Source organism: Rhodococcus sp. Q1 (assembly GCF_004153645.1).
GTDB lineage: Bacteria > Actinomycetota > Actinomycetes > Mycobacteriales > Mycobacteriaceae > Rhodococcus > Rhodococcus gordoniae.
In genome coordinates this window covers 639,112-658,892 of sequence record NZ_SDMJ01000001.1, presented here as the reverse complement: position 1 = coordinate 658,892, position 19,781 = coordinate 639,112, and the positions used below count along the sequence as shown (strand labels likewise).

General features: G+C 67.5%; 21 protein-coding genes and 1 pseudogene. 10 read left to right on the top strand and 12 right to left on the bottom strand.

Annotated elements, in window-relative coordinates; genetic code table 11:
• Positions 1-37 precede the first annotated feature (37 nt).
• The 3 genes from EQ874_RS03135 to EQ874_RS03125 all read left to right on the top strand — a co-directional run bounded on the left by EQ874_RS03135 (position 38) and on the right by EQ874_RS03125 (position 4,013).
• Positions 38-700, top strand: coding sequence for a helix-turn-helix domain-containing protein (locus EQ874_RS03135; RefSeq protein WP_172506064.1), 663 nt, complete (start codon positions 38-40; stop codon positions 698-700).
• Positions 701-807: 107 nt separating this feature from the next.
• Complete coding sequence (locus EQ874_RS03130; RefSeq protein ID WP_129975519.1) at positions 808-2,316, top strand: DUF3533 domain-containing protein; 1,509 nt, start codon at positions 808-810, stop codon at positions 2,314-2,316.
• A 131-nt stretch (positions 2,317-2,447) separates the two neighbouring features.
• Positions 2,448-4,013: a bifunctional 3'-5' exonuclease/DNA polymerase gene (locus EQ874_RS03125; protein ID WP_129975517.1), complete on the top strand. Its 1,566-nt coding sequence runs from the start codon at positions 2,448-2,450 to the stop codon at positions 4,011-4,013.
• On the opposite strand, the gene EQ874_RS03120 is transcribed toward EQ874_RS03125, so the two are convergent.
• From EQ874_RS03120 to EQ874_RS03105, 4 genes are read right to left on the bottom strand one after another with little or no spacing between them, the layout of a single operon-like run.
• Positions 3,986-4,882, bottom strand: a complete 897-nt coding sequence (locus tag EQ874_RS03120; RefSeq protein WP_064064296.1) for an AlkA N-terminal domain-containing protein — start codon at positions 4,880-4,882, stop codon at positions 3,986-3,988. The two genes, EQ874_RS03125 and EQ874_RS03120, sit on opposite strands and share 28 nt — an antisense overlap.
• Positions 4,879-5,475, bottom strand: coding sequence for a methylated-DNA--[protein]-cysteine S-methyltransferase (locus EQ874_RS03115; RefSeq protein WP_064064295.1), 597 nt, complete (start codon positions 5,473-5,475; stop codon positions 4,879-4,881). Before EQ874_RS03115 ends, EQ874_RS03120 begins: the two co-directional genes overlap by 4 nt.
• Complete coding sequence (locus tag EQ874_RS03110) at positions 5,463-5,978, bottom strand: RNA polymerase sigma factor (RefSeq protein WP_165369188.1); 516 nt, start codon at positions 5,976-5,978, stop codon at positions 5,463-5,465. Before EQ874_RS03110 ends, EQ874_RS03115 begins: the two co-directional genes overlap by 13 nt.
• Positions 5,965-6,495, bottom strand: coding sequence for a methylated-DNA--[protein]-cysteine S-methyltransferase (locus tag EQ874_RS03105; RefSeq protein WP_129975515.1), 531 nt, complete (start codon positions 6,493-6,495; stop codon positions 5,965-5,967). The genes EQ874_RS03110 and EQ874_RS03105 overlap by 14 nt, the downstream gene beginning before the upstream one ends.
• Positions 6,496-6,603: 108 nt before the next feature.
• Between EQ874_RS03105 and EQ874_RS03100 the strand changes: the two genes are divergently transcribed.
• On the top strand, positions 6,604-7,326 hold the full coding sequence (locus EQ874_RS03100; protein ID WP_064064293.1) for a hypothetical protein: 723 nt from the start codon (positions 6,604-6,606) through the stop codon (positions 7,324-7,326).
• Positions 7,327-7,411: 85 nt separating this feature from the next.
• Here the strand turns inward: EQ874_RS03100 and EQ874_RS23090 are convergent.
• From EQ874_RS23090 to EQ874_RS03070, 6 genes and pseudogenes are all read right to left on the bottom strand, one after another.
• Positions 7,412-7,564: pseudogene (locus EQ874_RS23090) on the bottom strand (TetR/AcrR family transcriptional regulator); the annotation flags it as partial.
• Positions 7,565-7,650: 86 nt separating this feature from the next.
• Positions 7,651-8,385 carry an SDR family oxidoreductase gene (locus EQ874_RS03090; RefSeq protein ID WP_129975513.1) on the bottom strand — a complete coding sequence of 245 codons (735 nt, stop codon included), beginning with the start codon at positions 8,383-8,385 and terminating at the stop codon, positions 7,651-7,653.
• A complete protein-coding gene (locus tag EQ874_RS03085; protein WP_129975511.1) occupies positions 8,382-9,410 on the bottom strand; it encodes a phosphotransferase family protein in 1,029 nt (342 codons plus the stop codon). Before EQ874_RS03085 ends, EQ874_RS03090 begins: the two co-directional genes overlap by 4 nt.
• Positions 9,407-10,618 (bottom strand): acyl-CoA dehydrogenase family protein, encoded by a 1,212-nt coding sequence (locus EQ874_RS03080; RefSeq protein WP_129975510.1) that lies wholly within the window; start codon positions 10,616-10,618, stop codon positions 9,407-9,409. Before EQ874_RS03080 ends, EQ874_RS03085 begins: the two co-directional genes overlap by 4 nt.
• A gap of 91 nt (positions 10,619-10,709) precedes the next feature.
• On the bottom strand, positions 10,710-11,336 hold the full coding sequence (locus EQ874_RS03075; RefSeq protein WP_129975508.1) for a TetR/AcrR family transcriptional regulator: 627 nt from the start codon (positions 11,334-11,336) through the stop codon (positions 10,710-10,712).
• A gap of 66 nt (positions 11,337-11,402) precedes the next feature.
• A complete protein-coding gene (locus tag EQ874_RS03070; protein WP_129975506.1) occupies positions 11,403-12,530 on the bottom strand; it encodes an NDMA-dependent alcohol dehydrogenase in 1,128 nt (375 codons plus the stop codon).
• A gap of 151 nt (positions 12,531-12,681) precedes the next feature.
• Here EQ874_RS03070 and EQ874_RS03065 point away from each other — a divergent pair, with 151 nt between their 5' ends.
• On the top strand, positions 12,682-13,122 hold the full coding sequence (locus EQ874_RS03065; protein WP_129975504.1) for an SRPBCC family protein: 441 nt from the start codon (positions 12,682-12,684) through the stop codon (positions 13,120-13,122).
• An 8-nt stretch (positions 13,123-13,130) separates the two neighbouring features.
• Here EQ874_RS03065 and hppD read toward each other — a convergent pair whose 3' ends face one another.
• Positions 13,131-14,336, bottom strand: a complete 1,206-nt coding sequence (gene hppD, locus EQ874_RS03060; RefSeq protein WP_129975502.1) for a 4-hydroxyphenylpyruvate dioxygenase — start codon at positions 14,334-14,336, stop codon at positions 13,131-13,133.
• Between the two features lie 186 nt (positions 14,337-14,522).
• Between hppD and EQ874_RS03055 the strand changes: the two genes are divergently transcribed.
• From EQ874_RS03055 to EQ874_RS03045, 3 genes are all read left to right on the top strand, one after another.
• Positions 14,523-15,032, top strand: a complete 510-nt coding sequence (locus EQ874_RS03055) for a winged helix-turn-helix transcriptional regulator (protein ID WP_016932974.1) — start codon at positions 14,523-14,525, stop codon at positions 15,030-15,032.
• 141 nt (positions 15,033-15,173) lie between these two features.
• The gene (locus EQ874_RS03050) at positions 15,174-16,427 is read left to right on the top strand and encodes a Glu/Leu/Phe/Val dehydrogenase dimerization domain-containing protein (protein ID WP_016932973.1); all 1,254 of its coding nucleotides are present in this window, start codon (positions 15,174-15,176) and stop codon (positions 16,425-16,427) included.
• Entirely contained in the window at positions 16,420-17,871 is a 1,452-nt protein-coding gene (locus tag EQ874_RS03045; protein ID WP_064064284.1) for an amino acid permease, read from the top strand. Before EQ874_RS03050 ends, EQ874_RS03045 begins: the two co-directional genes overlap by 8 nt.
• Here EQ874_RS03045 and EQ874_RS03040 read toward each other — a convergent pair.
• Positions 17,853-18,269: a VOC family protein gene (locus EQ874_RS03040; protein WP_129975500.1), complete on the bottom strand. Its 417-nt coding sequence runs from the start codon at positions 18,267-18,269 to the stop codon at positions 17,853-17,855. The two genes, EQ874_RS03045 and EQ874_RS03040, sit on opposite strands and share 19 nt — an antisense overlap.
• A gap of 131 nt (positions 18,270-18,400) precedes the next feature.
• On the opposite strand from EQ874_RS03040, the gene EQ874_RS03035 reads away from it, so the two are divergent.
• Together EQ874_RS03035 and EQ874_RS03030 are read left to right on the top strand one after the other, a co-directional pair.
• The gene (locus tag EQ874_RS03035) at positions 18,401-19,015 is read left to right on the top strand and encodes a dihydrofolate reductase family protein (RefSeq protein WP_129975498.1); all 615 of its coding nucleotides are present in this window, start codon (positions 18,401-18,403) and stop codon (positions 19,013-19,015) included.
• Positions 19,016-19,120: 105 nt separating this feature from the next.
• Positions 19,121-19,741, top strand: coding sequence for a class I SAM-dependent methyltransferase (locus EQ874_RS03030; protein ID WP_129975496.1), 621 nt, complete (start codon positions 19,121-19,123; stop codon positions 19,739-19,741).
• The last annotated feature ends 40 nt before the right edge of the window (positions 19,742-19,781 follow it).

The window sequence follows — 19,781 nt, the reverse complement described above, 5'->3', positions numbered from 1 at the left end:
GGATCTGGACCTACCGCGGATCGAGCCGGACGCAGGCATGTCCAAGACGCTCCACAACGGTCTCGAAATCCTGGAACTGCTTGCGCGGAACCCACACGGCCTGTCCGTCAGCGAGATCGCCGAGAGCCTCGACGTACACCGCACGGTCGCCCACCGACTCGTCCGGACTCTCGAGGCACACCGGCTGTGCCGCCGCGACGACCACAAGCGCATCTCACTGGGCACCGGCCTGGTGACACTCGCCGAATCGGTCGAACAGGACCTGCGGACCCTCGCGCGGCCGATCCTCGAGGAACTCGCCGACAGCGTCGAGGCCACGGCCCACCTCGTCGTCCGCGAGTCCGACACCACGGTGCGGGCGATGATGGTGATCGAACCCCGGCGCTCCGATGTCCACATCGCCTTCCGTCCGGGTCAGGTCCATCCGCTGGACCGCGGCTCCGCCGGTCTGGCAATCCTCGGATCCATGCCACCGCGTCCCGACGAGCGGCCGGAAGTGACCCGGGCGCGGCAGACGGGCTATGCCGTCTCCGCCGGCGAGGTCGTATCCACCACCATCGGAATCTCGGCCGCGGTGCCGAGCCGCCCCGGGGGTACTCAGGCGGCGATAGGCGTCTCGGTCTTCGACGCCACCGACGAAACTCGCCTCGCGGCGGCCGTACTCTCTGCGGCGTCGACCCTCGGCGACCTGCTCCGGTGACCGATGACGGGTGACGACCTTCGGAGTGCCAGATCACGCAGCCCGGTTCCACGTGTACTCGAGCACTCGCGACCTCGACAGCACACACCTGTGTGCACAATTGACAGGTGAGTCCAACCCAGTCGTCCATCGACCCGCACCACAGCACCCTGCGCAGCGCGCGCTTCTGGCTCGCGCCCTTCGCTGTCGTCGCGGCGGTGATGAGTGCCTTGGCGTACTTCTACCTCGGCGCCCTCCTCGATCCCAGCGAGAACCTGAGGCAGTTCCCGATGGCCATCGTCAACCAGGACGTCGGCGACGTGCTGCCCGGATCGGACGAACGACAGAACTTCGGCGACCAGATCACCGAGGGCATCCTCGACGGCATCGATCCCGAGGAGATCGACCTGCAACAGATGGGCATCTCGGCCGCCGACCGCGGGCTCGACGACGGCAGCCTGTACGGGGCGATCGTCATCCCGAGCGACTTCACCAAACGCATCTCGATCCTCGCGCAGGCCTCGGTGGTCCCCGGCGACATCGAGAAACCGATCATCACCCTGTACACGAACCCCCGCACGGGGGCGTTCGCGACGGGCATCGTCACCACGATCGGCGACCGCGCACTGACCCAGGTGAACGACTCTGTGGGTGAACAGCTGACCGAGACGGTCACCGCCACCCTCGCCGACACCGCCCCCGACCTGCAGCTCTCCGGAGCCGGTAGCCTGACGCTGGCCCAACCGATCGATGCGCTCACCGTCGAGCACAAACCGCTGCCGGGTGGGACGGGCGCGGGTCTGTCCGCCTTCTTCTACACATTGCTGCTGATCCTGGCCGGCTTCACCGGTGCCACGATCATCAACGCGGTCGTCGACACCAAGCTCGGCTTCGTACCCACCGAATACGGCCCCCTCTACATCGCACGGGAGACCACCCGGATGTCGCGCCTGCAGGTGCTGGCACTGAAGTGGGGCATCACGGTGATCATGTCGTTGATCGTCTCGGCGTTGTACGTGTGGATCGCCACCGGACTCGGTATGCCGGCACCACGCGCGTTGCTGTTGTGGGAGTACGGGGCACTCGCGATCTCGGCGGTGGGCATCACCTCGCTCGCCGTGATGTCGATCTTCGGCGCGGCGGGCCTGCTGGTGAACCTGATCGTCTTCATCGTGCTCGGACTTCCTTCGTCCGGTGGCACCATCCCGATCGAGGCCACGCCGCGATTGTTCGAGTGGCTGTCGACCTTCGAGCCGATGCACCAGATCTATCTCGCGGTGCGCGCCATCCTCTACTTCGACGGACGCGCCGGCGCCGGGCTCGGCCACGGTGCGACCATGACGATCGTCGGACTCGTGTTCGGACTCGTCGTCGGCGCCGCCGTGACGTGGATCTACGACCGCGTCGGATTCCACCGGGCACCGGACGCACCGGTGCGACTGCCCTGGCGGCCGTCCCGACAACGCGATCAGGATTCGGCGATCGTGGGCGATCCGGTCCATTCGGACGACACCGTCGATGAACGTGGGCAGGACGATCGCGACGACACGGGCGAATCTTCCGGCGGCAGCGAGCGTTCGGACGACAACGACGGGCCCGTCGACGAAATGGGGGACCCCGCCGCGCGTCGGGGGTAGCGGCGGAGCCCCTCCACTATCACGGTAGTGCCGGTTCTCTCGGGGATCGCCCTCGGTACGGGTGAATTCGAGGGTGAATCGTGGGGTACGGCGCGCCGAAAGCTGTCGCCGTGATGGAGCACACTGTATGGATGCGCACGGTCGTTGTTCCTCATCCTGCGGACGGCCGGGGCCGTCGCGGTGCAAGCATCGTCGAGGTCGACGCATCGGGTGCGCCACTCGGACCGATACGTGAGTATCCCGAGTTCGCAGCAGCGGTCGCAACGATCGAAGCCGAATCTCGACCGCGCTGGGTGTGGACCTCGACGGCAACCGTCTATCCCGAGCTTCTTCGCGCCGGAGTCCGGGTGCAGCGATGCCACGACCTCGCCACCACCGGCGTCATCCTCGCCGTACGGGAAGGTCTGCCCCCACCTGCCTCGGAGGAGCCGATCGACGAGCGACCCGGCCTCTTCGATGCCGCACCCGCGATCGACGTCGAAGCAGTCGTCGAACAGGTCGCCGATCAGCGTCGGCGCATCTCCGGCGATGCCCGCCTGGAACTGCTCACCGCCGCCGAATCGGCCGGCACGCTCGCAGCGGCCGAGATGAGTTTCGACGGGTTGCCGTTCTCGGCGCGGGCGCATCGTCGTCTGCTCGAGGACACTCTCGGGCCACGCCCGACCGGTTACGACCTGCCGAGCCGCATCGCCGAAGTCGTCGAGGAGATCAGCGCCGTCTTCGGTCGTGCCGTGAATCCCGCCTCGCACAGCGAGGTGCTCGAGGCGTTCCGTCGCGAAGGCATCACGGTCGAGTCGACCCGCAAGCACGTGTTGCAGCGGATCGACCATCCTGTGGTGCCGCTGTTGCTGCGGCACCGCGAGCTGTCGAAGTTGTACAGCACGAACGGCTGGCACTGGCTCGACACCTGGGTACGCGACGACCGGTTCCGCCCGGTGTACGTTCCCGGCGCCGTCGTCTCGGGCCGGTGGGCGAGTCGGGGCGGCGGTGCTCTGCAGATCCCCAAGGCGTTGCGGTCGAGCGTGGTCGCCGATCCCGGACGGTCGTTCGTCATCGCCGACGCAGGCCAGCTCGAGCCACGCATCCTGGCGGCGATGTCGGGTGACCGGCGCATGGTGGCAGCTGCCGGTTCGGACGATCTGTACGCCCCCGTCGCAGCGGCGTCCTTCGGCGGCGACCGCGCGAAGGCGAAGGTCGCGGTGCTCGGCGTGTTGTACGGGGCCACCTCCGGCGACGCGCGCGCCCTGCTCGCGGTGCTGCGTCGCAGTTTCCCCACCGCCGTCGACTTCGTCGAACGTGCGGCGCGCGCGGGCGAGCGTGGCGAGGTGGCGCATTCGTGGCTGGGCCGCGCGTGCCCACCCGCCCCGGAGGGGTTCCACTCGCACGGCGATGCGCACGCGCGCGGGCGCTTCACACGGAACTTCGTCGTGCAGGCCACCGCAGCCGAGTGGGCATTGTGCGTGCTCGCCGAGCTGCGCCGGCGACTGACCACCGATCCCGACCCGACCGCCGGCGATCTCGTGTTCTTCCAGCACGACGAAGTCGTGGTGCACACCGGCAATCCGGAGCTCGCGCGGTCGCACGTCACGGCCTCCGTTGAGGTGGCGACGCGATTGATGTTCGGCGACACGCAGGTTCGCTTCCCGATGGATACCGCGGTGCGCGCCGTCTATGCCGAGGATTCCGGCGGCGAGTAGGTGGCGTGTGTCCACAGATGGGTGACGGCATAGGCCCGCCACGGCCTCCACTGCTCGGCCCGCTCAGCGGCTTCGCGCGCGCTCGTCACCTGCAGAGCGCGCCGGAGAACGAGATCGCCGGACGGACAAGCATCGCGGTCGCCGAGCCGCAGGGCCAGATAGTCGACGGTCCACGGACCGATACCGGGGAGCGCGAGGAGATCTTCGGTGAACGACGGCTGCTCCGGACCCACTCCGTCGGCCACGGCTCGGGCCAGTTCGGAGACGGTGCGGGCACGGGACCGCGTTGTGCCGATAACGGCACGCAGTTCGCTCTGCTCGACGCCCGCGAGTCGGTGCGGCGCGGGAAAGCACCGTAATCCGCCCGGTGCGTCGTCGCCGAACGCCGCGACGAGACGCCCCGCGAATGTGCAGGCCGCGGCAACACTCACCTGCTGCCCGAGCACGGTCGCCACGGCGGTGGCGAACCAGTCGGTGGTACCGACCACGCGCAGACCGGGATGGGTTCGGACGAGAGGCCCGAGCACGGGATCGGACACGAACGCCGCATCCACGACGGACGGGTCGACCCCGAGATCGAGCCACGTCCGTATCGTGTCGCCGACGTCGGCGGCATCCGCGCGACCGGCAGTCTCGACGAGAATCTCGAGATGCCGGGCATCTCCACCCTTTCCGAGCGCGGATGTCGCCAGGTCTCCGAGGCGGACGGTGACGTGTGCGGTACCGCCGTTCGTGCGGAGCGCACGGTGGTGGGTACCGGTCGCGCTGTCGTGCTGTTCGTAGCCGGGGACGGTGTGGTTTCGCAGCGACGCCAGCATCGGCCCCACCGCAACGGGTTCCGCCACCGGGATGCGAAAGGTTGTGGTCATGCCACCGACTCGAGTTGCAGCAGTGCCTTCTTCGCGTCGACTCCCCCGACGTACTGCCCCATACTGCCGTCGCTGCGTACCACCCGATGGCACGGCACCACCACGGGCAGTGGGTTCTTCGCGCACGCCGTACCGACCGCCCGCACCGCCCGAGGGCTGCCGGCAGCGGCCGCGATCTCCGCGTAGCTCGCCGTGTGCCCGTATTCGATGTCGGGTAGTCGCGTGATCACCTCGCGGCGGAATCCGTCGGCGAGGCGTAGATCGAGCGGGAGGTCGAAATGTGTCCGGGTACCGGCGAAGTATTCGTCGAGTTGCCGGACGACGGGGTCGAGTCGCAGCGGTGCGTCGAGGACGCGCGGACTGATCCGGCGGGAAAGTTCGTCGAGCACGGCGTCGGATCCGTCGGCGACGTAGGCGACCCGCACCAGTCCGACGGTGGTGGTGGCCAGCAGGAGCGGACCGACGGGGGTGTCGACGACGCGGAACGCGACATCGAGCAGTCCGGCTGCCCCGGCGTCGAGTACGAGCTTCTCCCGCAACCACGCGAGGTCGGTCGGGCCGACCGAGGGTTGTGGAAAGTTCATGAGCGACATCCTGTTCCGTATTCGATCCGACGACGCAGCGCCGTCCGCCCGTCGGCTGCCGCGCGACGCGCCGCAGCCGGGCTGTTGCCGAGGATCGTGCCGATCTCGGCGTAGGGCAGGCCGCCGACGTAGTGGTAGACCAACGCCGCCCGTTGCGTGAAGGGAAGCTCTGCAACCGCGGTCCACAGCTCGTCGTCGCCCTCACCGGGATTCCCCGTGGTCGACGTGGGTTCGGGCAGGTTCTCGGTGGGTACCGGGGTTCGCCCGCGCACGCGGTGGATGTCGACGGCCTTCCGGTGCGCGATGGTCACCAGCCACGCTTCGACATTGCTGCCCGGCGGAAGTTCGGGATACGCGCGCAATGCCGCGAGGAAGGTCTCCGACCAGGCGTCGTCGGCGTCGACGGATCCGAGCAGTGCGCGGCAGACCCGGAGAACCGTCGCGCCGTGGCGGATGACCACCTCCTCGAACGGCGGGAGGCTCGTCCGCACTATGTGATCAGGCAGAGACATGGGTGTCGCCGGGGACTCCGGCATCGCCGGAACACAGCACCTGCGCTTCCTGGTCGAGCAGGAACCGTTTGCGCTCGATGCCGCCGGCATAGCCCGTGAGCTTGCCGCCGCTGCCGATGACGCGATGGCACGGGACGATGATGCAGAGGGGGTTGCGGGCATTGGCCGCGGCCACCGCCCGTACCGCAGTGGGCCGGCCGAGGGCGAGTGCGATCTCCGAGTAGGTGCGTGTGGTGCCGTACTCGATCGTCTTCAGCGACTCCCACACCTCGTGCTGGAAGGGGGTTCCGACGGGAGCGATCGGGACGGTGAACCGGGTGCGACGACCCGCGAAGTACTCCACGAACTGGGCGATCGCCTCGTCGAAACCATCGGCCGCCTGCTCGCCGAAGCCGGTGCGATCGGGCGCGGGGCGATGCTCGGCCATGTACACGCCGCTCAGGACGCCGTCTGTGTTCACCAACGTCAGCTCGCCGATCGGTGAGTCGATCACGGTGTGGGTGCGCAATGCGGTCACGGCTTCGATCCTTCCATTCGGTGTGTGCTCTGTACCGGGTAGACGAACGGGACGCCGAAAATGTGAGGTCCGTGATCACGACGACCGGTCGTACTGCACTATGGCGACATGATCTCGCTGCCTGTGCCCGCGCTCGGACTCTCGGTCGCCGGTTCCCTCGTCGACGTCACCCGGACCGTGCTCGGACGCACACGCGAGACCGCCGAGTTCGCGCTCTCGATCCCGGCACGGGTGGAAGGCCTGCTCGACGATGCCGAATCACTCATCGGCTCCGTCGAGTCGTTGATCCGCCGCATCGACAGCGTGGTCACCGACGCCACCGACATCGTCGAGGGAGCATCGGTGGCTGTCGCACAGGCGACGCAGGTGATCGCCTCGACCATCGGTGTGGTGGAGGAGGCCGCCGACGCGGTCACACGCGCAACGGAGATCATCGACTCCACGGGCGGGGTCGTACGCGACGCGACGACCGTGGCGTCGGATGCGCGAGTTGTCGTCGAATCCGCAGGTCGCAGCTCCGATGCCGCCGCGGAGCTACTCGAGACCTACCGTCCTCTCGCCGATCGGGCGGCGCCGCTGGCCACCCAGTTCGTCGAGGAGTTCTCGGCGGTGGAGTTGCACGCCGCGATCAGGCTCATCGACCGGCTCCCCGAGATCACCGAGCGGGTGGATGCCGTGCTGCCGATCATGGCCACACTCGACACCGTCTCACCCGAGATCCACGAACTGCTTCTCGTCGCGAAGGATGTCCGCCAAGCCATCGTCGGCGTCCCCGGCTTCAACTTCCTGCGCCGACGCGGGGAGGAGAAGGAGACCAACGGTGACGATTGACCGCACCGCACCGCGGTCGGCGACGATCGACCGCACCGCACCGCGGTCGGCGACGATCGACCGCACCGCACCGCGGTCGGCGACGATCGACCGCACCGCGTTCGGGCGGCCACGTCCGGTCGCCGAACATGCGGGTCGCTTCGTCGGCGACCATCTGGGCGAAACTCCGTAGCGACGCTCGCCTGTGGGTGCGCGGGGGTTCGAAGCCGGCGGACTCGATGAGTGAGACCCGGCCCTTCACGTCGCTGCCGTTCCCGTCCGACGGGCAGCCGGTCGACCTGCGACTGCGGTCGACCGCCCCCGACCGTCAGGCCGCGTAGAGGGTCAAGCGGTGTAGAGACCTGCGCCGGCGCGGCTGAGCACGAGCTTGGGCACGACGGCCCGCGACGACAGCTCGAGCAGCGCGTCGACGATCTCGACGACGTCGTTCACCTCGATCATGGACTCGGCCGGGATCTTGTCCTTGACCCAGTCGGACATGTCGGTGTCGACGTAGGCGGGTGCCAGCGCCGACGCCGAGATGCCGTTGCCGGATTCCTCGGCGTTGAGCGTCTCCACCAGTGAGATCAGCGCGGCCTTCGTCGCACCGTAGGCGGCGAGACCGGCCTCGGCGTAGACACCCGTGATCGACGAGAGTGCAACGATCTTCGATCCGCGGGTCGGATTGTTCTCCGCCTCGGCGCGCAGCAACGGCAGTGACGCCTGGATGAGCGCGAACGGAGCGTTGAGGTTCACGGCGACCGTCTTGTCGAACCGGCGGGCCGGGAACTCGGCGATCGGACCTGCCGTGCCGACACCGGCATTGAGGATCAGCGCCTTCATCGAACCGAACGCCTCGCGATGCGTCTCCACGACACGGGCGGTGGCTTCCGGATCAGCGAGATCGGCTGCGACAGCGCGTACTTCCTTGGCACCCACCTCCCGCAGACGCTCGGCGACGCTCTCGAGGCGTTCCGCCCCGCGAGCGCTGATCGTCAGTGCGTAGCCGCGTTCGGCGAGACGGGTTGCGATACCGAGGCCGATTCCCCTCGATGCTCCGGTCACGAGCGCGCTGCTCACGCGTGGGCTCCCTTCAGTGCTGCGAGTCCTGCTGCCACCAGGTCCGGCACGGCTTCCCCGGCGCGGTCGAAGCCGTCGCCGACGGTCGCTCCGGCACGCCACCGGTGGTGGATGCCCTCCGCGATGACGGCGAGCTTGAGGTAGGCCAGGCTCAGGTAGAAGTTCCAGTGGGCGATGTCGCGACCCGACGCGGTGGCATACCGCTGCACCAGATGGTCCGTTCCGGGGAGGCGATCGCTCGACCATGCGGCCGGGAAGCCGAGCACGTCGTCGAGGGCAGGATGCCGGTAGACGCACATCATCGCGAGGTCGGTGAGCGGGTCGCCGAGGGTGGACAGTTCCCAGTCCACCACGGCGACGACACGTCCCGTGTCGCTCGCATCCAGGATGGTGTTGTCGATGCGGTAGTCGCCGTGGACGATCGTGGGAGCGGGTGACTCCGGAATCGATTCGGCGAGTGCGGCGTGCAACCGTTCGAGGTCGGGCAGCTCGCGGGTCTTGACGCGACCCCACTGGCTCGCCCACAGCTTCACCTGACGGGTCACGTAACCGTCCGGTCGGCCCAGTCCCCCGAGACCGACGGCTTCGAAGTCGACGTTGTGCAGTTCGGCGAGGATACGCACGAGTTCACCGACACAGCGGTCGACCTCGTCGTCACCGAGCGCGTCGAGGTCGGCCTTGCTGCGCACCACACGTCCCTCGACGAAGTCGACGAGCGTGAACGGCGCACCCATCACGGACGCGTCCTCGCACTGGACGACGGTGGGTGCGACCGGCACACCGGTGTTCTTCAGTGCCGAGGTGATGCGGAATTCGCGGGCGACGTCATGCGCCGACGGCGTCAGACCTGCGGTGGGCGGACGTCGCAGCACCCAGTGTGAGGTGTCGTCGAGGATGCCGTAGGTGAGGTTGGACTTGCCGCCCGCGATCAGCTCGGCGCGCAGTTCACCGTCGACGGCGACGCCGGAGTCGGTCAGGAACCGTTCGAGCGCAGCGAGATCGAGTCCTTCGTGTACCGCGGTCATTTCGCGGCCTCGCGGGCTGCCTTGCGGACGGCACCGACGGCGCGTTTGGCGATGGCCCAGCGGTGCACCTCCGACGGGCCGTCGTACACGCGGAACGGCCGGACCTCACGGGTGAGGCGTGCGATCGGAAGATCTTCGGAGACACCGAGACCGCCGCACATCTGAGCGGACCGGTCGACGATGCGGAAGATCGCTTCGGCGGCGAAGGTCTTGGCGATCGACGTGGCATTCGCGGCGTGGGAACCCTGGTCGAGTTCCCAGCACGCCTGCACGAGCAGCGCCCGGGTCGCCGCGATGTCGATTTCGTTGTCGGCGATCATCTTCTGGATCATGCCGAGATCGCCGAGGCGGGAACCGAATCCTTCGCGTTCGGCGACATAGCGGACGGCGGTGTCGTGACCGCGGCGGGCGGCACCGAGCCAGCGCATCACGTGCGTCATGCGGGCAGGTCCGAGACGCACCTGCGCGTAGGCGAAGCCTTGGTCGACCTCGCCGAGCACCGCCGAGTCGGGGACGAACAGATCCTCGAAATCGACCTCGCAGTGACCGCCGATCATGGAGCGGTCGAGGGTGTCGATATGGCGGCCGATCTTCAGACCTGCGGTGTCGGCGGGGGCGAGGAACATCGTGGCGCCGCCGCGCTGCCCGGGCTCACCGGACGTGCGGGCCATGACGATGAAGAATCCGGCACCGTCGGCACCGGTGATGAAGTGCTTGCGGCCGTTGATCTTCCATCCGCCGGGCACCTTCTCGGCGCGCGTGTTCAACGCGTTCGGATCGGCACCGGCACCGGGGGCCGGTTCGGTCATTGCGAAGGCCGAGCGCACGTCGCCGGCGGCCAGCGGTGCGAGGAACTGCTGTTTCTGCTCGTCGCTCGCGATGTGCGCGAGCATGTGCACGTTGCCCTCGTCGGGGGCAGCGATGTTGAGCGCGGTGGGGCCGAAGAGCGAGTATCCCGCGGCCTCGAAGACCGGGGCGCGGTCGGACATGTTCAGGCCGTGGCCACCGTATTCGACGGGCGCGTGCGGAGCGAAGACACCGGCAGCCTTGGCGGCCTTCTGCAGATCCGCCCGGATCACGTCGCCGCCGGCAGCGGTGATGTCGCCACCGTGGGTGTCCTCGACGGGAAGCACTTCGTCGCGGACGAACTGCTCGGTCCGTGCGATGAGGTCCCGGACGTGGTCCGAGTAGGACAGGTCGACCGCCATACTGAGCTCCTTCCGTACCGACCGATCGATCGCTCGGTGAAGTTCACCGTGACATACCCTCACGATCGGGTCAAGCCCAGGGGGTGCTCGGCTACGCCGCCCCGACCGCATTCCGCGCGACCTGCAGGTATCGGCGCACTATCTCGTCGGGAGACAACGAGCCGTCGGGCCGGTACCAGCCGGCCACCGCGACGCACATCGTCGTCACCGCGCGACTGGCGTCCTTCGGGAAGGACGTGGAGAAGGTGCCGTCGGCAACGCCGGCCTCGACGATCTCGTCGATGATGCGCTGCTGCTCGTCGCGCAGCGCGACGAAGGCCCGGCGGGCCTGGGGTTCCATGCTGCGCATCTCCGTCGACGCCACGAACGCCTGGTCGCGGCGGAACATGTGGAAGCGCAGCAGCGACTCGACGACCGCGTCGAATCGCTCGGACGGGCTGGGCCCGGCCTCGGCGAGCGCCTGCCTGCTACGGGCGAGCAGGTCGTGCAGCACGGTGGTGGTGAGCGAGACCAGCAGCGCCTGCTTCGACGGGTAGTGGTGGTACAGCCCCGGCACCGACAGACCGGAGCGCGACGCGACCTCCCGGATGGACGTGCCGTCGTAGCCGCGTTCGGCGAACGCCTCGAGCGCAGCGACGAGCGGCTTGGGCAGATCGGCCGGGCCGTAGTGCCGCCACGACCCGACGTCGCCGGAAACCGGATCCTCACGCGTGTCCATGGTCAACACCGTAAGGGACGGCTCCGGCGACCTCGGCGCTCGCAGGAGCGGTAGCCGCTCGCAGGATCAGTAATCGTCCTCGCCGTAGAGGACGACACCGCGGAGGTTCTTGCCGGCGTGCATGTCGGCGTAGCCCTCGTTGATGTCCTCGAGCTTGTAGGTCTTGGTGACGAGGTTGTCGAGATCGAGCTGCCCGTTGCGGTACAGCTCGAGGAGCCTGGGGATCTGCGAGCGCGGACCGGTGCCACCGAAGATGGCCCCCTGCAATCGCTTCTGCAGCAGCGTCAGCTCGAACAGGCTCATCGTCACCTGCGAGTCGGTGGCGTGGCCCATGCCCACGACGACGACCTGCCCGCCCTTGGCCGTGAGACCGAGTGCGGGACCGATGATGTCGCCGGTGATCTCGCCGACGGTGATGACGGTGACGTCGGCCATCTGCCCCCAGGTGATTTCGCCGATCACCGGTGCGGCCTCCTCGATCGATGCGAAGACGTGCGTGGCACCGAACTCCTTGGCCTTCTGCCGCTTGAATTCGACGGGGTCGATCGCGACGACGAACCGCGCACCGGCGTGCGCCGCACCCTGTACGGAGTTGATGCCGACACCGCCGACACCGATGACCACGACGGTGTCGCCGAGCTTGGTGCCGCCGATCTCCGTGGCCGAACCCCAGCCGGTCGCGACGCCGCACCCGAGCAGGGCGGCCTTCTCGAGCGGGATGTCCTTCTCGATCTTGATGACCGACGCCTCGTTGACGGTGACGTACGGCGCGAACGTGCCGAGCAGGCACATCTGCAGCACCGGGTCGCCGTTCAGGGTCGCGCGGTAGGCCTTGTCGGAGATGGCCTGACCGGTGAGCAGGCCGGCGCCCTCGTCGCAGATGTTCTGCAGACCCTTCGCGCAGGACCGGCAGCGCCCGCAGGCCGGAATGAACGCGAGGACGACGTGGTCGCCCTCCTCGAGACCGCTCACTCCCGGCCCCACCTTGGTGACCACACCCGCCCCTTCGTGACCGCCGAGGACCGGGAAGAAGGGAAGTGGTGTCGCGCCCGAGCGCAAGTGCTCGTCGGAATGGCACAGACCCGAAGCCGCGAGACGGATCTGCACCTCACCTGCTACGGGATCGCCGAGATCGATCTCCTCGATCTCCCACGGGCGGTCGATTCCTTTGATGATTGCTGCCTTCGTCTTCACCCGAGCCTCCTGAGCCGAAAGTGCATGTGACGTGCGTCACGAAATTCAAACACTTATCGAACAGGGGGGCAACGGGGTGCGAACCCCTTCCGGAGTGCGCAGTTAACCGCTACATTCGGTAACAGAAAACTTCTCGTAAAGGGCTACCGCCATGATTCACGTCCGCCACAGCGCCGTCGCAGACATCCCCATCGACCTCGCGTTCTCCTACGTCGACGACTACCGGAACGTTCCCGACTGGATGTTCGGAGTAGCCCGTTTCCAGCCCGTGGGCGGACAGGTCTCCGGTCTCGGCGCCGTCTACGACTCGACCATGCGGATCGGCCCCAAGGATCTCGACTCGCGTGTGGAAGTCGTCGAATGGGAACGCAACCGCACGATCGTCCTCGACTCGATCGCCGGATTCCGCGCCGCATCGTCGTGGACCTTCACGGACCTCGGCGACGCGACGCGGCTCGACGTCGACTTCGGCTACCGGCTGCCCGGCGGGATCGCCGGCCGCACACTCGGCATGCTCATCGAACCGATTGTGGGAACGGCGATCCGGCAGACCGAGCACGCGTTGCGCACGCGGCTCGGTCGGCTGATCTAGGACCGGACTCAGAAGTTGCCGCGCGCGGCCTGCTCCCGCTCGATCGCCTCGAACAGCGCCTTGAAGTTGCCCTTGCCGAAACCGAGCGAACCGTGCCGCTCGATCAGCTCGAAGAACACGGTCGGACGGTCGCCGACGGGCTTGGTGAAGATCTGCAGCAGGTAGCCGTCCTCGTCGCGGTCCACCAGGATGCCCCGCTTCTTCAGCTCCTCGATCGGCACCCGGACCTCACCGATACGAGCGCGCAGCTCCGGATCGTCGTAGTACGCATCGGGAGTCGCGAGGAACTCCACGCCCTCCTCGCGCAGCGAATCGACCGCGGTGAGGATGTCGTTGGTGGCCAAGGCGAGATGCTGTGCGCCCGGTCCGCGGTAGAAATCGAGATACTCGTCGATCTGCGAACGCTTCTTCGCGATGGCGGGCTCGTTGAGCGGGAACTTCACGCGGTGGTTGCCGTTGCACACCACCTTGCTCATGAGCGCCGAGTAATCGGTCGCGATGTCGTCGCCGACGAACTCCGCCATGTTCGTGAAACCCATGACGCGGTTGTAGAAGTCGACCCACTCGTCCATGTGCCCGAGTTCGACGTTGCCGACGACGTGATCGAGCGCCTGGAAGATCCACTTGGGCGCACCCTGACGCTTGCGGTAGGTCGAGGTGCGCTCGACGTAGCCGGGCAGATACGGACCGTTGTAGCGCGACCGGTCGACGAGCGTGTGCCGGGTGTCGCCGTACGTCGCGATGGCGCCGATGCGGACCGTGCCGTTCTCGTCACTGATCTCGTAGGGCTCCTCGAGGACGGCCGCCCCCTGGCGCCGGGCGTGCTCGATGCACTTGTCGACATCCGGGACCTGGAGCGCGATGTCGACCACGCCGTCACCGTGGAGGCGATGGTGCTCGATCAGCGGGCTGTCCGGATCCACCGCACCCTTGATCACGAATCGCACGGCGCCGCTGCGCAGTACGTAGGCGTGATGGTCGCGGTTGCCGGTGGTGGGTCCGGAATAGGCGACGAGTTCCATACCGTAGGCCGACTGGAAGTAGTGCGCCGTCTGCGTAGCGTTGCCGACCACCCACACCACAGCGTCCCAGCCGCTCACCGGGAACGGATCCCGCTCACTGTCGTACTCCACGAGACCGACGAGGCGCCGGAGCTCCTCGGCGTCGAGCTGAGCGAGGCGTTCGCTGTCGGTCAGGGTGTATTCCAGAGTCATGGCTGCAACCTCCTGCCGCTCACTGCGGCACAGTCGTTGTGTCGTGTGTCACCAGGAGAAACCCACCCGGTGGTGGGACGCAACGTCGCCTTCGACAACTGGTCCGACTGACTCGAATTCGTCGGAATCCTTGTGCTCACCTATACAATCAGGCTAGTTTTCGGCGCTCGAGGGGAAGGAAGCGCAATGCGCGAGCCCGTACAGCTGGACGAATTGGATTTCGCTCTCCTCGAGGCCCTGCATGCCGACCCGAAGGTCGGCGCGCTCGAGCTGTCCCGTCGCCTGAAGGTCGCGCGCGCCACCGTCTCGGCACGCCTGCGACGCCTCGAGGACACCGGGGTGATCGCCGGCTACGAACCTCGGATCAACCTCGCCGCAGCAGGTTTCGACGTGCAGGCATTCGTGACGATGGAGATCGTGCAGGGCGCTCTCGAAGACGTCACCGAGGTCCTCGAACGCATCCCGGGAGTGCTCGAAGCGTTCGCCACCACCGGCGCGGGCGACGTTCTGTGCCGCATCGGGGCCGAATCGCATCTCGGTCTCCAGCAAACCCTCATCGAACTGAACCGCTCATCGATCGTCGCGCGGTCGACGAGCGTCATGGTGCTCTCGGAGGTCGTGCACTACCGGGCGATGCCGCTGCTCCGCACCCTCCAGCCCGAACGATCCGCGAAAGCACCGGCCTACCGGCGGTGAGCCGATCACCGCCACAATCTCGTTCCGGCTAGCCGGATTGCACAGAAAAAAGTGCTTCAGGCGTCCGGACCCTCCGCACGCTGCACAGTTGACCGAGCCACAGTTGCGCAGGATTTGTTACTGCCGTCACAGTCGTTCGCCATGAAGAACCTGCTGACCCGATTCGAAGAAAAAGCCCCTGAGATCGTCTTCGAGTGGCACGACACCGAGACCACCGCCCGGGGCTGGGTCGTCATCAACTCGCTGCGGGGCGGTGCGGCCGGTGGCGGCACCCGCATGCGCCGCGGCCTCGACCGGCGCGAGGTGGAGTCGCTGGCGAAGACCATGGAGATCAAGTTCACCGTCTCCGGACCCGCAATCGGTGGTGCCAAGTCCGGTATCGATTTCGATCCGTCCGACCCCCGCAAGGAGGGCGTGCTGCGCCGCTGGTTCGCGGCAGTCACTCCCCTGCTGCGGGCCTACTACGGCACCGGTGGCGACCTCAACGTCGACGAGATGAACGAGGTCGTTCCGCTCACCGAGGCCAACGGCCTGTGGCACCCGCAGGAAGGTGTCGTCAACGGTCACTTCGGCAAGGACGAGCGCCAGCGCATCCAACGGGTGGGCCAGCTGCGGCTCGGCGTCGCGAAGGTCGTCGAGGACGCGCGGTTCACTCCCGCCACCAGCACGAAATACACTGTCGCCGATCTGATCACCGGCTACGGTGTGGCCGAGTCGGTCCGTCACCATCAGCTCGTCTACCGGGGCAGCGACCTCGCGGGCAAGCGCGTGGTGGTGCAGGGCTGGGGCAATGTCGGCGCCGCCGCTGCCTACTATCTCGCTCAGGCCGGCGCGTCGATCGTGGGCATCATCGACCGCGACGGCGGCATCCTCGAACCCGAAGGACTCTCCTTCGACGAGATCCGCACCCTGCTGCTCGAGCGCGACGGCAACGCCCTGCGCAGCGACCGGATGCTCCCCTTCGACGAGGTGAACGCCCGCATCTGGGATCTCGGAGCCGAGATCTTCCTGCCGTGCGCCGCAAGCCGGCTCGTCACCCGCGAACAGGTCGACCGCATGGTCGCTGCAGGGCTCGAGACGATCGCCTCCGGCGCCAACGTCCCGTTCGCCGACGACGAGATCTTCTACGGCCCTACCTACGAGCACGCCGACAAGTCCGTCGCCGTGATTCCCGACTTCATCGCCAACTGCGGAATGGCCCGGGCCTTCGCCCAGCTCATGGAAGGCGACGTGGAGGTCTCCGACGCCGCGATCTTCGGCGATGTGTCCACCACCATCGAGACGGCCCTGCGCCGGTGCCACGACCGCTCGACCGAGCTCACCGGACTCGCCGCGACGGCCTTCGAGATCGCACTCGATCAGCTGGTCCCGGCCGGGGAGCGCATCGATGACTGACACCCTGGCTACGGCGACGACGACCGGCGCCCAGGGCCCCGCAGGGACCACGACGGGTGCTCAGAGCATCGCGGGCCTGCATCGCGCCATGCGGCCCCGCCAGCTCGTCATGATGAGCCTCGGCGGCGCCATCGGGGCCGGCCTGTTCGTCGGGTCGGGGGCGGGTATCGCGGTCGCCGGCCCGGCGATCCTGATCTCGTTCCTGGTGGCGGCCGTTCTCGTCGTGTTCGTGATGCGCATGATGGGCGAGATGGCCGCGGCCAACCCCGCCAGCGGTGCGTTCTCCGAGCACACCGAGAACGCGCTCGGTCCCGTCGCGGGGCGCACAATCGGCTGGCTGTACTGGGTGCAGGTGATCATCGTGATCGCCGCGGAGGCCACCGGTGCCGCCGCGATCACCGCGGTGGCACTGCCCGGCATCCCGCAGTGGGCGTCCGCGCTGTTCTACATGGTCGTGCTGACGGGCGTGAACCTCGTCGGCGTGCGCCGCTTCGGTGAGGTCGAATTCTGGTTCGCCGCAATCAAGATCGTCGCGATCCTCGGGTTCCTGGTGATCGGTGTCGCGATGATCGCCGGGTGGATGCCCACCTTCGAGACGACCGGCTTCGCGAATCTCACGGCACACGGCGGGTTCGCTCCCACCGGTATCGCCGGTATCGCCGCCGGCCTGCTCATCGTGGTGTTCGCGTTCGGTGGCACCGAGATCATCGCGATCGCCGCCGCGGAGACCGCCGATCCCCGTCGCAACGTGGGCCGCGCGGTACGCACCCTGGTGTGGCGCATCCTCGTGTTCTACATCGGGTCGGTGCTCGTGATGGTGACGATCCTGCCGTGGACCTCCGAAGATCTCGCGACCGGTCCGTTCGTCGCCGTGCTGGAGGCCGGGGCCGTCCCGGGTGCCGCCGCGGTGATGACCGTGATCGTCGTGGTCGCACTGCTCTCCTCGCTCAACGCGATGCTGTTCAGCGCTTCCCGGATGATCTTCTCGCTGTCGCACCGCGGATCGGCGCATCCCGTCTTCGGGCGACTGTCGTCCAACGGCGTTCCCCGCAATGCGGTGCTCGCCTCGGTGGCGTTCGGCTTCGTCACGGTCGGACTGAACTACCTCTACCCCGACCGGGTGCTGCCGCTGCTGCTCAACGCCGTCGGCTCCACGATCCTGGTGCTGTGGACGTTCGTCGCGGTCTCGCACATCGTGCTCCGTCGTCGCGCACGCCGCAACGGCAGCGAGGACGCACTGCCGCTGAAGATGTGGGGCTTCCCGTACCTGTCGTACGCGACGCTCGGTCTGCTCGCCGGTATCGCGGTGCTCGCCCTGTTCGACCCCGCCGCTCGTACACAGCTGCTCGCGACCGGCGCGCTGACCGCAGCGATCGCCGGTACCTGCACGGTGCTGGCACGGCGACGCGCTGCGGCCGAGACGGTTCAGGGGCGCCAACCGTAAGGGCGCGTGATGATCTCCATGAAGTGACCGGCGGGGTCGAGGAAGTAGGTTCCTCGACCCCCGTCGTTTCTGTTGATACCGGGTGCCGACTGCCGAGGATCGGCCCAGTGTTCGATCTTCTGCTCGAGGATCCGGGCGTAGATCTCGTCGAATTCCTCCTCCGACACCAGGAATGCATAGTGCTGCGGCGGATACTCCACGTCCGGTGGCGGTTCGGCGAAATCGAGGGTGACACCGTTGCCGAGTTCGACGGCGAGGAAGTGCCCGGCGGGCACCGGGTCGGGCAGCCCGAACAGGGTGGTGAGGAAGTAGGCCGAATGCTGCTTGTCGTCGGCCGCGACGATGGTGTGGTTGAACGCAATACTCAAGGAGAACTCCTTGTGGTCCCGCGCCTCCATGCCTGACGCAGTCCGTCATCGGCACGCGACGCTGCGTCCAGAGATACCTTCCGTGCCGGAGGGATGCAAGCGATGAGTTCTCCGCGCTTCCCGTGTCTGTACTCGGCGACGACCTTCGAAAGGGGACGACGATGAAGCTCACGGTGACGACCTTCGTATCGGCCGACGGTGTGGCCCAGGGGCCCGGCGGTCCCGACGAGGACCGCAGCGACGGTTTCGAACGCGGTGGTTGGGTGGTGCCCCTGTTCGACGAGGACACCGGCACGTTCATCGACGAGGTGTTCTCGAAGGTCGATGCGTTCCTGCTGGGCCGGAACACCTACGACGTCTTCGCTGCGTCGTGGCCGAACTCGACCGACCCCGACGACCCGGTCGCCCGTGCACTCGACACCCTCCCGAAGTACGTCGCCTCCACGACGCTCACCGACCCGAAGTGGCAGAACACGACCGTCCTCGACGGCGACGTGCCCAACGCGGTCGCGGAACTGAAAAAGCAGCCGGGACGGGAACTGCAGGTCCACGGCAGCATCGGGCTCGTCCACACCCTCTTCGAGCACGATCTGGTGGACGAGTACCGCCTCATCACGTTCCCTGTGGTCCTCGGTCAGGGGCGGCGACTGTTCCCGATCGGGGGTCGCGACACGAAGTTGGATCTCGTCGACTCGCGCACTACTCCGTCCGGCATCGTCATCACCGTGTACCGCCCGGCCGGGCGACCCGAGTACGGACTCGCCGAAGTGGAGTGACCCGGCGACGGGCTGCGCTGAGTCCGCGTCGGGGGTTACGTTCGGCGCCGCAGATGCCATCATGGAACGGAGCAGATCGGTACGCCACGAGGCGAAAGGACTGCCATGGGCCTCTACAACGATCACGTCGTACCGCGACTGGTGAACATCGCCTGTGCACCGTCGTTCACCGAGGCGAACCGGAAGCGAGTGTGCGCAGGCTTGAGCGGCCGCGTCCTCGAGATCGGATTCGGTTCGGGCCTGAACGTTCCGTACTACCCCACTTCGATCGAATCGGTCAGCGCCGTCGAACCCGCCGATCTCGGATGGAAACTCGCCCGATCACGCATCGAGGACTCACCCGTCCACATCGAACGATCCGGTCTCGACGGGCAATCGCTTCCGTTCGAGGACAACACCTTCGACAGCGCACTGACGACCTGGACCCTGTGCACCATCCCCGATGCCGACGCGGCCCTGCGCGAGGTACGGCGTGTCCTCACGCCCGGGGGCACGCTGCACTTCGTCGAACACGGGCTCGCCCCGGACGAGAGCGTCCGACGGTGGCAGCACCGGCTCGAACCGATCCAGAAGCGGATCGCCGGTGGTTGCCACCTGACACGACGGATTCCCGACCTCATCCGCGGTGCGGGTTTCGACATCCGCGAACTCGACACCTTCTACGAGGAGAAGACTCCGAAGTTGTTCGGTGCGCTGTCGCTGGGAGTCGCCGAGGCCGCCCGGTAGCCGGGGAGGAGATTGCGCCCACCCCATTCACCCGGGCGGC